Origin of the sequence: Pseudomonas sp. TKO26 (assembly GCF_003225665.1) — a bacterium.
GTDB classification, from domain to species: Bacteria; Pseudomonadota; Gammaproteobacteria; order Pseudomonadales; family Pseudomonadaceae; genus Aquipseudomonas; species Aquipseudomonas saponiphila.
In genome coordinates, this window is the sequence record NZ_QKLN01000019.1 from 104,388 (window position 1) to 119,341 (window position 14,954).

The following is a 14,954-nucleotide window of genomic DNA, read 5'->3' on the forward strand; positions in this document are numbered from 1 at the left end:
GGTGGTAACGATGCGGGCAATTGATGCAGGTATTTGGGTCTGCGGTGAATGTCATCAACTCAACCCGGCCAGCCAGGAGCAATCACCGCGCTGCAGTCGCTGCAGTGCGGTATTGCATGCGCGCCGCCCGAACAGCATCAGGCGCACTTGGGCCTTGCTGATCACGTCGATGATTTTGTACATCCCCGCCAACCTGTTGCCGATCATGACCGTCAGCGTCTTCGGCAAGGGCGCGCCGGCCACCATCATGAGCGGCGTGGTTAGCCTGCTGCAGTTGGGGATGATCCCCATCGCCCTGGTGGTCTTCGTGGCGAGCATCGTTGTGCCGACCTTCAAGCTGGTGGGTATCGCGCTGCTGCTTTATTCGGTGCAGCGCCACCAGCCGATGTCCGCTCGCCAGCGGATCATCATGTATCGCTTCATCGAGTGGGTAGGGCGCTGGTCGATGCTCGACATCTTCGTCATCGCCATCCTGGTGGCGCTGGTGAACTTTGGCAGCCTAGCGCGCATCGAGGCCAACCTTGGCGCTGCCGCCTTTGCCAGCGTAGTGGTGCTGACCATGCTGGCAGCAGTGACTTTCGACCCCCGGCTGATATGGGACAACACTAACTTGGACAATGAAAATGAGTGACTTGCCTGCTCCGAAAAAACACCAGACCAGCAACTGGTCGGCGATCTGGATCCTGCCATTGCTAGCCCTGGTCATTGGCGCCTGGCTGGCCTGGCGCGCCTATGACGAGGCCGGCCCGGTCATCCAGGTCCGCTTCGAGAGCGGCGACGGCATCCAGGCCAAGAAGACCGAGGTGCTGTACAAGGGTATTTCGGTCGGCAAGGTGGTGGACTTGAGCGTCAGCGAGGACATCAAGGGAGTGGTCGCCTCCATCGAGTTGAGCAAGGACACCCAGAAGTACCTGAATGAAGACACCCATTTCTGGCTGGTCAAACCGCGGGTGTCTCTGGCGGGGGTGACCGGGCTGGAAACCCTGGTCTCCGGGGTTTACATCGCGGTGGACCCGGCAAAGGGCGACAAGGGTGACCAAGGGGTGAGGGCGTATACCGCCCTGAAGGAGCCTCCATCGATGTCGGAGAAGGTTCCTGGCCTGCACATCACCCTCAAGGCCGACCGGCTGGGTTCCCTGGAGCAGGGCAGCCCGGTGTTCTACAAGCAGATCCTGGTGGGCCAGGTGAAGAGCTTTCAGCTTGGTGAGGACCAGCGCACCATCGAAATCAAGGTGCACATCGAGCCGGCCTATGCCGATCTGGTACGCAAGAAAACGCGTTTTTGGAACGCCAGCGGCATTTCGATTTCCGGCGGCCTGTCGGGCTTCAAGGTGCGCAGCGAATCGCTGCTGACCCTGGCCGCAGGCGGTATTGCCTTCGCCACTCCAGATAACTATCGCGACAGCCCGCCCACCGACCCGACCAAGCCGTTCCGCCTGTATGAGGACTACGACGCGGCCCAGGTCGGTTTGCGGGTGAAGCTGAAGATGAAGGACCTCAGCGACATCCAGCCCGGGCAGACGCCGGTGATATACAACGGCGTACAGGTCGGCCTGGTCAAGACCGTCGACATGAACCAGGACTTCAGTGGTGCCACCGCCGAGCTGGCGATGGACCCGCGGGTCGAGGCCCTGCTGCTGGAGGGCACCGAGTTCTGGACCGTGAAGCCGAATATCTCGCTGGCTGGGATCACTGGCCTGGATGCCCTGGTCAAGGGCAACTACATCGCCGTGCGTTTTGCCAAGAGCGGGGCGCCGCGCCGGGAATTCAGCGCCCGCCCCAAGGCGCCGCCCATGGACACGAACGTACCGGGCCTGCACCTGGTGCTGACCAGTGACCGGCGCGGTTCGCTGGAGGTCGGGGCGCCGGTGCTCTACCGGCAGATCCGTGTCGGCAGCGTGCAGAGCTACCAGCTGTCGGCGGACAACCAGCAAGTGATGATCGGCGTGCATATCGAGCCCGAGCATGCGCGCCTGGTGAACAGTTCCACGCGCTTCTGGAACGCCAGCGGCGTGACCCTGAGCGGCGACTTCACCGGGGTCAAGGTCAAGAGCGAGTCGCTGCAGACCTTGATCAATGGCGGTATTTCCTTCGACACCCTGGACCCCAAGGCGCCGTCCTCGGGCAAGGATTGCCGCTTCGCCCTCTATGACAGCGAAGAGGCGGCCATGGCCCGGGGCGTGGAGATCCAGCTGAGCGTCGAAGACGCCGAGGGTCTGCGCGAAGGGACGCCGATTCGGTTCAAGGGATTGGTGATCGGCAAGGTTGAAGGCATCGACTTGAAGAGTGACCTGTCCGGGGTGTTGCTCAAGGCGCGCCTGGGGGCCAATGGCGAGCAGTTCGCCCGCAGCGGCACGCGCTTCTGGGTCGTAAGGCCGGCACTGGGACTGTTACGCACGGAAAATCTCGGCACCCTGGTCAGTGGTCCCTACATCGAGGCCCTGGCCAGCAATCGCCCGGGCGAGCGTCAGACACGCTTCCAGACCCTGGTCGAGGCGCCGAACCTGCTCGGGAGCAGCAACGGCCTGCGGCTTACCCTGAGCGCTCCGGACAAGGGCTCGATCAAGCTCGGCAGCCCGGTGACCTATCGCAAGATACCGGTGGGCAAGGTCATCGACCTGAACCTGGGCCAGCAGGCGGACCGGGTGCTGATCAGTATCCTCATCGAGCCGCGCTACATGCCGCTGGTGCGTACCGGCAGCCGCTTCTGGAATGCCAGCGGCGTCGGTATCGAGGCCGGTTTGTTCAAGGGCGTTTCGGTGCGCACCGAGTCGCTGGAAGCCATGGTCGCCGGCGGCATCGCGTTCGCCACGCCAGACAACGGACAAATGGGCGAAGCGGCCAGGCCGGGGCAGACCTTCGCCCTGTTCGATGCCGTCGACGAACAATGGCTCCAGTGGGCACCGAAGATTCCGCTCAAGGAACCCGCGCAGTAAGCGCGCATTATTTTCAACTCAATGTAAGAGGAATTACTCCATGTCCAGGCGCCTGTTGTGTGCTGCTCTTTTCGCCGCTGGCTTCGGCCTTGCCGCCCATGCCGAGGAACCACTGCCTTCAGTGGAACAGGTGATGAGCGATCACAAGGAGAAAATCAGCAACCAGATCGAGACGATCAATTACAAACGCAAACGTGTGGTGGGAGCCAACATGGGACTCGATAGCCAGCAGGCCGAAACCTTTTGGCCAATCTATGCCCTCTATCGCAATGAAATGGATGGTTTGAATAGGGAGACGTTCCAGCTGTTGCTTGAGTATGGGCGAGCCTATGGCTCCGGAGTGGTCACCAATGAGGATGCCTCTAAGATGATCAAGATGTACAAGACACTGCAGATAAAACGGCAAATACTTTTGAACCGTTATATCGATGAGGTTTCTGAAAAAATGTCCTCGGTGGTTGCTATGCGGTTTCTACAAATTGAAGAGCAACTCGATGCCGTAGAGATGCTGGAGACCGGGCAGCGTATTCCTCTGGTTGGAACCTCTCTGAATCGCATGTAAGCCTATAGGGCCGTAGGTTAATTTTTGCTGCGCAGCCTCTGTGCCTGGATAAAGCGCTACAGCAAACCTCAAGAAGAACGGCAGCAGGACGATGGCTGAATTGCGTCGTCTGCGAGCGGAACTCAAACGCGTCACGAAAGAGCGAGACATATTAAAAAAGTCGCTGCGTACTTTGCCAAGGAGTGCGGCTGAAGTACGCCTTTTTCAAGCAGCGCGCGGGCGACTATTCGATTCGACGGCTTTGCCTGACGCTGAAAGTTCATCCCAGCAATCTGTACGCGCTAAAGATGATCAGCGATTGCTGGGTTTGATTAAGCATTCATGGCTGGAGAGTGGCGGAGTGTATGGCTATCGCAAAATCCATGATGATCTGTGCGAGGTCGGTGGGGATCGTGGTCGTCATAGCGCCATCGTTTATTTAACATAATATACATTATGCGTAAAATAATAAGGTGCGCTCAGCAGCTCCCAACGTCGATTGCGAAACCGCGTTTGGCATTGGCACGACCGACTACCCGTCAGGACTCGTCCCGCCCAACAGATAGATTCATCTCTTGGGATTTAGCCCTGCCCATGGCGATTGTCGAATCGCTATTCGAATGCCATTTCCGCCTCCGGACTGAGCGTCCCCAGCCATGCCACCAGCCCCACAATAACCATTGCGGCTGAAAGCTCCACGACCATGCTACGCCGCAGAGCGTTTGCAGCCACCGCGTACTGTCCCGCCTGGACCGACCGCTGCAAAAACGGACTGAGATGAAAGCGATTCAAGGCGGCCAGCGCCACCATGACCGCGAACAAGGCTAATTTCAGACTCAGAAGAATGCCGTATGTATTGCGGATGACATCGTCGACGTTAGGCCCCGCGATAAACAGGTAGTTGACAACCCCTGTCACGACGATCACTACCACGATCACGGTGCCGGCAGATTCAAATCCGATCAATGCCCGTGCAAGTACGCGAACCAGGTGTTCGTCTTGTAGCCTCTTCAGGCGTAATAACAGACCGAATGCCGTCAACGCCCCTAGCCAACCTCCTGCCGCCAGCAAGTGGAAGATGTCGGTCGTAAAATGCCAGTAGCCTCGAGTACCTTCATCCATGGCGCCATGACCGGTCCAGGCAAGCGTCGCCAGCGCAATCCCCCCGCAAAACGTCACGACCCACAGGCTTCCTGTCGGCCACCTCTTGTTGAACGCCGCCGCTACGCAAGCGAGAACGAGCGCAGCGATGCGCACAATCCACGTAAGGCCAACGTCGGTTCCCATCACCACCATCTCGAAGATATGGTGATGAAGTTCTGCAAAATCGGAGACACCGCTCATGGCCTTGGCCAATATGAGCATGGCCGCGAGAGACAGCAGTACACCAAGAGCCGCTGCCCCCACCAGCAGCGACTCGAAATTCAAAACAGCACCCGATGCTCGTTCTTGGCCTCGAAGGCTATACAAACCAAATACCGCTAAACCGAACAACAGCATCAGGTCCGTATACAGGGCAAAACGAAGTGCAATGTTGATTGAGTCGCTCATGAATCACTTCACTTTGAACGTTATTTTGCCGGTTACAGGGTGAGTGTCCGAGGACACGGCGCGCCACTCGACTTTGTAAGTTCCCGTGGTGAGAGAAGATGCCGGGGTGATGATCATCGTCTTTGGATCGCTACCGCCTGAAACACCCGCCTTGACCCCCATTGGAGAGTTCGGCATGCCAGGCATGTCGGTCATGATCAGCTTGGCTCCGGAAAACTGGGTCGTCAGGTTCTCCGAGAAATGCAGCTCAATCCTGGCCGGCGCCGCTCCGTCAGCACCGTCCGCAGGCGTTGAGGACACCAGCTTCGGATGAGCTTCTGCGAATGCGCTCATCAGCAGTCCAGCAGAAAGAGCGATAGTTACCGCGGTAGTTTTGACAAATGACATGCAAGACTCCTCACAGCGCGAGCTGTTGATTCGAGGTTTGGTTGGAGTAAGTTCGAGTGATCAGTGGCGGTTAAAACCACAGGCGAACACCGAGAACGAGGCGTGCCTCACTCTGGTCCACACCTTCATCCCTGGCATAGTCCGCGGTCTTTCCATAGGAGCGGTTCCACGTCACACCGATGTAAGGTGCGAATTCGCGACGAATTTCATATCGCAGCCGCAAGCCCAACTCGCTTTCGGAAAGTCCTGAACCGACGCCGCGCTGGGGGTCGTTCTTCCCGTAGAAGTTGAACTCGGCCGTAGGTTGGAGAATCAAGCGATTGGTCAACAAGATGTCGTAGTCGCCTTCAAGGCGTGCCGCGCTCTGCCCATTCTCGCCAATGAAGGCGGTCGCTTCGGCGTCAAAGTTGTAAAGCGCCAATCCTTGAAGCCCAAACGCCGCCCAGGTTTGAGGGTCGCCAGGCTTGAGATCTTGCCGCACGCCACCGACCAAATCCCACCATGGGCTGATTGCGTGCCCCCACAGCGCCTGAACTTCCGCTTTTTCCGTCTTGCCATTGGTTCGCTCGCCCTCCGAGCGTAACCACAATCGATCGATGTCACCTCCGATCCACCCCTTTGCGTCCCAGACGAGTGCGCTGCCGTCGTCCGCGTTTTGCCACTCCAACTTGTCCATCAGGAAGTAAGAATTAATGGCGCTGTCGTGAACCCTATGGCCGCCTGGGCTGGCGTACACAGCGGCTCGATCGGCATCCGTCAGTGCAGGGATGGGGGTACGGCTTTGGCTTGCAGCCGACTGCATCTGCCCCTGGTCCATGCCCTGCATTTGGCTATGGTCCATGCTCTGCATCTGGCTGGCATCAGCCAATGCCGAAGGGAGCTGCCCAAGCGTGAAACCGGAGACAAGTAGCGCCAAGCAGATGCGGGGGGGACAAAAATTAGCGGTCATCAGTCAGTCCTCACTCTTGCACACGTACTTCACGAAACATCCCCATTTCCATGTGGTACAGGAGATGGCAGTGATAGGCCCAGCGGCCAAGCGCGTCAGCAGTTACCCGATAGCTGCGCTTTGAGCCGGGCGGCATATCGATCGTGTGCTTGCGGACCATGAACTGGCCGTTCTCGTCCTCCAGATCGCTCCACATGCCATGGAGATGGATCGGGTGAGTCATCATCGTGTCGTTGACCAACACCACCCTGATCCGTTCGCCGTACTTCAACCGTACTGGCTCGGCATCGGCGAACTTCACGCCATTAAAGGACCAGGCGAATTTTTCCATGTGGCCGGTGAGGTGAAGCTCGATCGTGCGACTCGGTTCGCGCCCGTCCGGATCCTGGAATGTGCTTCTCAGGTCGGAATAGGTCAAAACCCGCCGGCCGTTATTTCTGAGGCCAATCCCCGGATCGTTCAGCTTTGGCGAAGCACTCATCGCCTGCATGTCGATCAGTGGATTGTTTTTTTCTGATTCAGGATGGGACTGCATTGCCCCCATGCCGGCCATATCGCCCATGCCTTGCATCGCGCCATGGTCCATGCCGGCCATTTTGCTGTGATCTGTCCCGGGCATGTTGTCCATGCCCTGCATCGCGCCACCGTCCATGCCGGACATGCCTTGCATCGAGCCCTCGACCATCCCGGTCATTTTTTCATGGTCCATGCCAGCCATATCGCCCATGCCAGCCATGCCACCGTGGTCCATTCCCCCCATGCCCATGTCGTCCATGGTCAGAAGCGGCCGAGGATCGAGCGCAGGCACAGGTGCCGACAATCCCGCCCGCGCCGCCAGGGTTCCTCGCGCATAACCTGTCCGATCCATTGATTGCGCGAATAGTGTGTAAGCCTCTTGAGTCGGCTCGACGATCACGTCGAAGGTCTCGGCGACCGCAATACGGAACTCATCGACGCTCACCGGTTTGACATGCTGACCGTCCGAGGCCACCACCGTCATTTTCAGGCCGGGGATGCGAACGTCGAAATAAGTCATGGCCGAGCCGTTGATGAAGCGCAGGCGGATGCGTTCTCCCGGCCGGAAAACCCCAGTCCAATTCATAGCCGGCGCCTGGCCGTTCATCAAATAGGTGTAGGTCGCACCGCTGACATCGGCGAGATCGGTAGGATTCATCTTCATCTCGGCCCACATCTTGCGATCGGCGACGGTCGAAGCCCAACCCTTCTCGCTGACATCCTGGATGAAGTTACCCAGCGTGCGCTTGTGGTAGTTGTAGTAATCCGACTGCTTTTTTAGCTTTTTCATCAGCGTGACGGGATCTTCATCCGTCCAGTCTGTCAGCATCACCACGTAGTCACGGTCGTACTGGAAAGGCTCAGGCTCTTTGGCGTCAATCACCAAGGGACCATAGACGCCGGATTGTTCCTGAAGACCCGAATGGCTGTGGTACCAATAAGTACCGTTTTGCTTGACCTTGAATGTGTAGACATACATGCCATCCGGCTCGATGCCATCAAAGCTGAGTCCCGGAACGCCGTCCATGTTGGCCGGCAGCAAAATGCCATGCCAGTGAATGGACGTAGTGTCATTCAGGCGATTCTTCACCCGCAGGGTCACCGTGTCGCCTTCTCGCCAGCGCAGTAAGGGTCCAGGAATCCCGCCGTTAATCATCATGGCGGTGCGCGGGTTACCCGTTATATTGACCGGGCTTTCGCCGATGAACAGATCGAACTCCGTACCGGCCAGAACATTCGGTTGACCTGGGCTGGTGATAGCCCAGACCGGGCTGCGCCATAGTCCCAGACCACTGAGAATGCCACCTGCGGCCAGGCCCTTGACGAAGGTTCGTCTTGAAGTTTTGGATTGCATGCCGATTCGTGTCCATTCAGAGGTTGAGTGGTTGGCTCGGCGAGGATGTTAAGTAGCGATGCCTTTCAGAAACCTGAGTGGCAAATTACAGTTTGGACAGCTTGGCCCCCTGCCCTGGCATGTCGCCCCTGCCCCCGGTTTTGCCCGGTTCTATTCCCAACTCAACTAAATCACCATTTAGTTGAGTTAATCCTGAAGCTTCTTTCCCGCGTATTTCCTAGTCCCGAAACTGTCGGCTTAGTTGGAGTTACACCCTGCCCCTGCGTGTCGAAAAGAAACTCGGGAGTGACCGACTATTTTGCATTAACAGTGATAACAAAACGCTATTAGAGGCCTCCTTCCTCTAACTCGCATTCAGGCCAAGAGCCTTTAAGTTATGCGGTTTACAGTGCTAAACGCGGTGTGTCCTGAGCATCGCCAGAGGGCCAAAAACGCCTTTCGAACGCTTGGTCAGCGACCTCGACAGACGAACAAGCACACCTAGACTCTCATCCGGTTCAGCCAGCTGAATCATGCCCAACACACGAAAAGGATATTCAACATGAACGCCTTCACCTCGGTAAACACCGTCACCACCCCCCTGACCATCAACAGCCAGTCCACCGCGACCTACAACGGCGACCCCAACCAGACCACCAAAGTGACCTTCAGCTATCAGAACAACCTGCTGTGGGCCACCCAGGTCAACAACACCGCAACCGTTCAGACGCTTAGCGAAGACTCCTCCGCCGGCCCGGTCATCCTGCGCAAGGGTGCTCAGGTCAAACTGCAGAACGTGGGCTCGGCGTTCAGCATCCTGTTCACCGGGGTGATTGTCGACAGCGGCTCGGAAACACCCTTCAACAACACCAACATCGGGACCTTCACCCTATCGTGATCGACTCAGGCTCCTAGGCCGGAGCCCATTTGCGAAGCCGGCATGGCGCCGGCTTCGCTTCATGCAATACGGGACATGGACGGTACCCTCGCGTGACCAGGCAACGGATGCTCTACACCCGGATTCTCTGGGCAACCCTCGGCGCGATCCTGGCGACTGCAGCGTGGCTGATGACCACCGGCAGCCGTGCGCCAGCGGTGTCCGGCAGTCACTACCAGACCCTTTCCAGCACCGTTGCAACCTCGCCCGCAGTGGATTGCGTCGACCTCTCGCCCTCCTCCGGCGAACCTTGCGTGCCCGGGCCGGTGCTGCTGCCCGGGATGAAAGTCAATCGTCAGGTCGGTCCAGTGATGTTCGTGCTGCAGATAGACGGCAACGAAGCCCGGGTCAATGCCCAGGTTTCCCTGGGCAACGCCGCCCTGACCGGCTTGACCATGACCGCCGCCGCGCCCACTGCCGACTTCGATCTGGCCAACGGTGATGGCCAGCGGGTCTGGGGCAGCCTGGGTGCCTTCTTCTGCGCGCCCCCCAACACTTCGCACCTGCTGGCCGACTTCACCATCGAGAACCTGCGTGACAGCGGCACACCCGTGACCCAGGCCTATCGTGGCGACCTGATCCGCTGGCAGAGCCCGACCACCAGTGTCCTGGCCCGCTACCGCCAGCCCTTGCTGCCGGACCTGCAGGTGATCGTGGAACTGCTGGACCCCTACAAGGCCGACAGCAGCAACGCGCTGACCGCCCAGGTGAGTTTCTATTACGCCAGCGATCTGATCGACAGCTACACCCTCATGGCCACCGCCACCCCGGTGAGCCTGCGGCAGTCCAGCGTCGGACCGGTGCGCATCGAGGGTGGACTCCTGGACTTTCGTCCCGCCACCCAGGAGCAGCAAGGGCAGCTCAGCCTGGATGGCACTTTCCAGTCCGGTCACAACCCACCGAACCACTACGTCGGCAGTGTCGCCGACTGGTCGTGGATCCGTGGCCGCGCCGACAATTGCAGGGGATAGACATGACCAGCACGTCCGACTACCAGCAGATCGCCCACAGCGCCGCCTATGCCCTGCCGGATGCCAGTGGCTATGGCTGGCGCGGTTATGTCATGCCCAAGGGCACCGCGCCCGGCAGCCTGCCGGCCAGCCTGAGCCCGGCCGATGCCTTCGACAAGAATGCCGGCCATTACCTGTTCGCCCCCAGCGAGCCAGCCGCCCTGCGCAGCGATCCCACGGCATTCGTCAACGCCCTGTACGACTTTCTGTACGCCGTCGACCAGCGCAACTTCGTCGGCCGCGCCCTGCTCTGGTTGCCCGGCTCCAGTCTGCCAGCGCCCCAGGCCTTCAATAGCTACGGCCTGCGCATCAGCGTGACGGCCCCCAGCCAGGTGCAGAACAACCTCAACCTGCGGCTCGGCGATCGTCTGACGTTCTTCGTCAACTTCGGCACCTACGTCAAATACGACCCGGACTTCAACGCCCTGCGCCTGAAATCCAATACCGGCATCACCATGGGCTTGAGCGACAAGCTGCAGGCCGACAGCGGCCTGCAACTGACACCGCCGCAACAGCCGCTGGCCTACGTGCCCCTGGACGGCAATCAGGCCGGCAGCCTGACCTACGCCTTGACCTACAGCAGCCAGCCCGCCCTCAAGTATTTCCAGACCGGCTTTACCTATGTGGCCAACACCGCAGGCGGCAAGAGTGTGCTCAATTACCCGGTGTTCAACCCCAACGGCATGCCCGCCAAACTGACCATGGGTGGCGTACTCGACCCGCTGGACCCGCTCAATCAGAACATCGCCGCGGCGCAACTGGCCGCCGGTCTGATCCGCACCGCCATCAGCTTCGCCAACACCGGCACTACCGCGTTGCCCAGCCAGTGGCGCAGTACCGCCGGCAACCCGATCAGCCTGATCCCGCTCAATGGCCTGGACGCCAACGGTTGGCCCCGGCCCTATGCCGCCAGCCTGGTGTTCAGCGCCCAAGGCGGCAGCTACAGCCTGACCCTGGCCGGCGACTTCGGCTTGAGCCTGCCGGTCGCCAGCGCCGGGCCGAACCTGTTATGCGGGATCTTCGGCACCGAATGGCTGAGCTTTAGCCCCTACGCCGCTTCCTTGAGCTCGCAGGAGAACGACCGCTTGCGCATGCTGGCGGCGCAACCGGCCTATGCCCCGGTGTTTCCGTTCCAGGCCAGCACGCTGGTCACGCCCACCAGTGGCGCGGTCAGCGCCCTGCTGAACGGCGAGCACCACACCTCCTGGTGCAGCCTGGTGGCCGGCACCTCCACCCCGGCCTACAGCGCCCAGCCCGACGGCAGCCCGCTCTATGGCCAGAGCCGCAACAACGGCGCCACACCGCTACTGGCCCCGGCCGCGCCGAGCACCCCGCTGCCCCAGGACGCCGGGTTCGCCTTCCCGCTGGTGCCCTACGCGGGGGTGAGCAGCAATGCCAGCCTCAACCTGACCCAATTCGAAAGCGAGATCCTCGCCGCCTCGCGCAAGAGCCTGATCAGTGCCGCGACCCTGCCGGGCAAACAAGCCGCGCGGGCTCGGCGCCTGCAACGGCTGCTGACCAGCGAGGCGGCACAACCCGATCGGGCGACCACCCCGCAAGGCCTGCTGGTGGACCTGGACGCCGACGGCATCGGCTACGCCAAGGTGCTGCTGGCTCGCTCGCTGTCCACCCAAGGACCGCTGGACTTTGCCTTCGTGCACCCCGGCGAGGCCCTGCACGAGGCCCTGCAGACCAACCAGCTGTTTCTGGTCGGGGTCAATCCGCTGCCGTTCTTCACCCAGGGCGCAAGCTTCAGCAACCGCATGGACATCGCCGACTGGCGCTTTATCGCCAACATCGGCGTCGGCGTGCAAACCACCAGCTACCGCAATGTGCTGATCATGAAGTACTGCGCTGGCAGCCTGAAGGAGCGCATCGACAACCCCAATCGCTGGACCATGCCCGAGACGTTCTCGAAGAGCGCGGACCTGGCGCCGGGCCTGGAAACCCTGGCCTACACCGGCCTGTCCCAGTGGCTGCAGGACTTCATCGCTGACGCCGAGCGCAAGGCCGCGGCCGGCCCCGACAGCCTCTACGCCGACTTCGTCGCCCTGGTCAGCGATCCGGGCTGGAACGGTTTCATGGTGCTCAACGCCGACCTGCCCCTGGACAGCCTGCCTGAGCAGCTGGCAGGCATCGCCGCCGGCATCGACTACAGCCGCTTCCTGGCCCACCATTTTGGCGCCAGTGTCAGCCGCATCAGCCAACAGGGCAACACCCTGGATATCCAGGGCATCTCCACCCTGTTCGGCCTGATCGACTACCTGAACCCCGCCTATGAGCAGGCCCAGGCCAATGGCGCGGCTCCGGACATGCCGGTGGCCCTGAGCACCAGCAACGGTTATGCCTTCAGTGTCCTGCAGCTGCAGGCACTGTTCCGCCAGTCCCGACTGGTGACCTTCAACAGTCGCATCCAGCTGAGCCTGGACCTGCTGTTCGGCTCGCCGATCCAGGCCACCCTGCGCGCCGGCCAGCCCAGCGCAGTGAACGCCATGGTGCTCGACGGCAGCGCCCTGCAACAGAACGACACCACCACCTACGTGTTCGAGCAGAGCCAGAGCTACCTGTTCAACCTCGACAGCAACGTGCTGCCGGCCGCCTCGGTCAACCGCATTCAGTTCAACACCCTGGGCAGCCCGGACGGCGGGCTCACCACCGCCAGCCGCTTCCTGCTGTGGGGCAAGCTGGATTTCACCCTGCTCAAGACCTCGGACGGGCCATTCGACCTGCTGTCCTTCGGCAGTGCCGATGGCAGCCCGAGCAACCAGGGCCTGGCCTACACCAACCTGGAAATCGCCATGGCCTTTCCCAGCGCCACGCCCAATGCCGTGGGTTTTGCCTTCAACCCCGACAACCTCGGGTTCGACCCGGCCACCAGCCAGGTGCGCGGACAGAGTCTGTACAAGGGCTTCACCCTGCAGCTCAAGCAGTTCATCCAGGCACCAGCGCAGAAAAAGCCCGCGGACTATGGCTTCCTTCCAGTGCTGCCGGAGAACCTCGCGCTCAAGGCGCTGTCGGGCGCCTGGTCGGGCATCGTCTACAAGGTCACCATGGGCTCCCCCGGGGCCCTGGTGTCGGGCACCGGTTTCGAGTCCGACCTGCTGATCGCCTGGTCGCCCGGCAGCAAGAGTGGCGACACCAGCCCGATGCTGTTTGTCGGTCTCAGCCTGCCCGGCGCCGCGCCGTCGGCCAGCGTGTTTTCCCTGCAGGGCATCATCAAGGTCTCCACCGGGCCGATCAAACTGCTGTACCAGACCATCCCCGGTCAGACCGACCCCCAGGCCAGGTTCTTCAACCTGCAACTGACCGATATCGGCATCAAGATCCTCGGCATCGCCAAGTTGCCGCCGGGCGCCACCCTGCAGTTCTTCCTGTTCGGCGACCCGCAGTCCTCCGGCAGCCTGGGCTGGTACGCCGCCTACGTCAAAGACCCGCAGAGCAAGGCCGCCAGCCTGCTGCAGCTGGAGTCGGACGGGCCCACGCAACCGGCATTGACCGGCCCTTCGGAGGTGACGCCATGACTCGGGTCCTGTACTGGAACATCGAGAGCTTCGGCTACAACAAGATCCGCCCGCTGAGCACCAAGCGCGATCGCAACGGCGCCTTCGTTCCCGACCTGGACGCCGCCGACCGGCTGGCCCTGATCCTCGCCCATATCACCGCGTTCAACCCGGACATCTTCATCGTGGTCGAGACCTCCAGCGGACCGAGCCACGGCCCCGGGTCGCTGATCTCCCCCACCGGCGGCTGGCAGGGCTGCGCCGAACTGCTGCAGCGCATCCGCAACCTGACGGGTGTGCCGTGGAACCTGGTGCCGCCCCTGGTGGTCGGCCAGGCCGGACGCGCCGAAGGCGTCGCGGTGTTCTACAAACCGGTGATCCCGGCGGGCGGCGGCGTGGCAGCGGGCAAGCGCCTGTTCACCGGCCCCAACGCCTGGTCGCCGGCGGGCAACGGCATCAGCTTCAACCCCCACATAGCGGCCCCACCGGCTGCTGGCGACTACCCGATGCTGAAGGCCCAGACCTGCTTCAGCGTGCCCCACCGGGCCATCCCGCCCACGGCGCTGAACCCGGGCAATCTCGACGAGAGCCGCTGCGCGGCGCGGGTCGCGTTCGTCGACAACGCCGGCGCCGCGATCAACTACGGCGGCTTGCGCGACCCCTACATGGTGACCTTCTGCGAAACCGTCGACGGCCCGCCAGTAGTGGTGCAGCGCAACCTCACGCTGTTCGCCATCCACTCGCCGCCGCAATATGTCGCGGCCAATGCCTACCTCAACGCCCTGGCCAATGTGCGCGACATCGCCGCCGCCCTGGGGGCACTGGAAACCCGGATCATCACCGGCGACTTCAACGTCAACCTGCTGAGCCAGAACGGCAACGATCCCGGGCGCTACGCTGCCCTCACTGCCCTGGGCTACGGCCTGCAACTGCAGGCGCCGGCCCTGGCTCCACCGCCGGCGCTGGAGGCCTACACCGGCTACTTCGCCACCCACCTGCGCAGTCGCAACGCGAGCATTTTCTGGTCGACCAATGCCGGGGCCGTCCCCTATCCGGGGTACCGCTATATCGGCTCGTCCAACAGCAGCAGCCTGTATTCCATCGACAACATCCTGGTGCGCGGCGGCGCGGCGGGCAATTTCACCATTGCCAACAGCGTGGTCGGCGTACCGCTGAATGTGGTCAACCCCGCTCCTGGCGGTGCGCCCATGGGCCTGGTGGCCATGGCCAGCGATTTCCAGGCGCCGCCGCGCACCAGGATGTTGTCGATGGAATACAGGCTGCTGCTGTTGGA

General features: G+C 61.3%; 11 protein-coding genes and 1 pseudogene. 8 read left to right on the top strand and 4 right to left on the bottom strand.

Annotation, left to right across the window (positions count from 1 at the left end; genetic code table 11):
- Window positions 1-10: 10 nt before the first annotated feature.
- From DNK59_RS22730 to DNK59_RS22745, 4 genes and pseudogenes are all read left to right on the top strand, one after another.
- Window positions 11-631, top strand: coding sequence for a paraquat-inducible protein A (locus DNK59_RS22730; RefSeq protein ID WP_110724708.1), 621 nt, complete (start codon window positions 11-13; stop codon window positions 629-631).
- A complete protein-coding gene (locus DNK59_RS22735; protein ID WP_110724709.1) occupies window positions 624-2,936 on the top strand; it encodes a PqiB family protein in 2,313 nt (770 codons plus the stop codon). Before DNK59_RS22730 ends, DNK59_RS22735 begins: the two co-directional genes overlap by 8 nt.
- Before the next feature lie 40 nt (window positions 2,937-2,976).
- Window positions 2,977-3,498 carry a transcriptional regulator gene (locus tag DNK59_RS22740; protein ID WP_110724710.1) on the top strand — a complete coding sequence of 174 codons (522 nt, stop codon included), beginning with the start codon at window positions 2,977-2,979 and terminating at the stop codon, window positions 3,496-3,498.
- 33 nt (window positions 3,499-3,531) lie between these two features.
- A pseudogene (locus DNK59_RS22745) lies at window positions 3,532-3,901 on the top strand (IS3 family transposase); the annotation flags it as partial.
- A gap of 188 nt (window positions 3,902-4,089) precedes the next feature.
- Here the strand turns inward: DNK59_RS22745 and copD are convergent.
- From copD to DNK59_RS22765, 4 genes are all read right to left on the bottom strand, one after another.
- Entirely contained in the window at window positions 4,090-5,028 is a 939-nt protein-coding gene (copD, locus tag DNK59_RS22750) for a copper homeostasis membrane protein CopD (RefSeq protein WP_110724711.1), read from the bottom strand.
- A gap of 3 nt (window positions 5,029-5,031) precedes the next feature.
- On the bottom strand, window positions 5,032-5,415 hold the full coding sequence (gene copC, locus DNK59_RS22755) for a copper homeostasis periplasmic binding protein CopC (protein WP_110724712.1): 384 nt from the start codon (window positions 5,413-5,415) through the stop codon (window positions 5,032-5,034).
- 70 nt (window positions 5,416-5,485) lie between these two features.
- Window positions 5,486-6,364 (bottom strand): copper resistance protein B, encoded by an 879-nt coding sequence (locus tag DNK59_RS22760; protein ID WP_110724713.1) that lies wholly within the window; start codon window positions 6,362-6,364, stop codon window positions 5,486-5,488.
- A gap of 10 nt (window positions 6,365-6,374) precedes the next feature.
- Window positions 6,375-8,234, bottom strand: a complete 1,860-nt coding sequence (locus DNK59_RS22765) for a copper resistance system multicopper oxidase (RefSeq protein ID WP_110724714.1) — start codon at window positions 8,232-8,234, stop codon at window positions 6,375-6,377.
- A 541-nt stretch (window positions 8,235-8,775) separates the two neighbouring features.
- Between DNK59_RS22765 and DNK59_RS22770 the strand changes: the two genes are divergently transcribed.
- The 4 genes from DNK59_RS22770 to DNK59_RS22785 all read left to right on the top strand — a co-directional run.
- The gene (locus DNK59_RS22770) at window positions 8,776-9,111 is read left to right on the top strand and encodes a hypothetical protein (protein WP_110724715.1); all 336 of its coding nucleotides are present in this window, start codon (window positions 8,776-8,778) and stop codon (window positions 9,109-9,111) included.
- 92 nt (window positions 9,112-9,203) lie between these two features.
- Window positions 9,204-10,121 carry a hypothetical protein gene (locus DNK59_RS22775; protein WP_146249930.1) on the top strand — a complete coding sequence of 306 codons (918 nt, stop codon included), beginning with the start codon at window positions 9,204-9,206 and terminating at the stop codon, window positions 10,119-10,121.
- Between the two features lie 2 nt (window positions 10,122-10,123).
- Window positions 10,124-13,681, top strand: coding sequence for a hypothetical protein (locus DNK59_RS22780; protein ID WP_110724717.1), 3,558 nt, complete (start codon window positions 10,124-10,126; stop codon window positions 13,679-13,681).
- Window positions 13,678-14,954 (top strand): endonuclease/exonuclease/phosphatase family protein (locus DNK59_RS22785; RefSeq protein WP_146249989.1); only part of this gene is annotated, 1,277 nt, incomplete at its 3' end. The genes DNK59_RS22780 and DNK59_RS22785, both read left to right, overlap by 4 nt.